This window comes from Sphingobacterium composti (assembly GCF_009829075.1).
GTDB lineage: Bacteria > Bacteroidota > Bacteroidia > Sphingobacteriales > Sphingobacteriaceae > Sphingobacterium > Sphingobacterium composti.
The window spans coordinates 1-364 of sequence record NZ_WUQZ01000076.1 but is presented as its reverse complement, the minus strand read 5'-3'; the positions used below and the strand labels follow the sequence as shown (position 1 = coordinate 364).

General features: G+C 40.7%; 1 protein-coding gene. It reads left to right on the top strand.

What is annotated here, in order from left to right; all coding sequences use genetic code 11:
• Nucleotides 1-364: DUF4372 domain-containing protein (locus GOQ17_RS16135; protein WP_159639078.1), on the top strand; the 364-nt coding region annotated here is incomplete at both ends.

Here is a 364-nt window from a genome sequence, read left to right as displayed (position 1 = left end):
TTAGTATGCTTTTCTGCCATCTTTCATCTGCGGATTCCGTTCGTGATATTTCTAATGGTCTGCGTAGTACTACAGGTAACATGAGCCACATGGGCATCTCTAGGACACCCAGCAAGTCCAATTTATCCTACATCAACAAACATCGCGATCACCGCCTATTCCGAGACCTTTATTACAAACTTTTGGAACATTTGTGGAATAGAAATTCTCCTAGACGAGCTGAGCTTAATAGACTTAAGCGGAAAGTATTTCTCATGGATGCAACTATTATTCCTTTATGCTTAAGTGTATTCGACTGGGCTAAATTCCGCAGTGCTAAGGGAGCTGTTAAACTCCATACTATACTTGATTATGATGGCTGTAT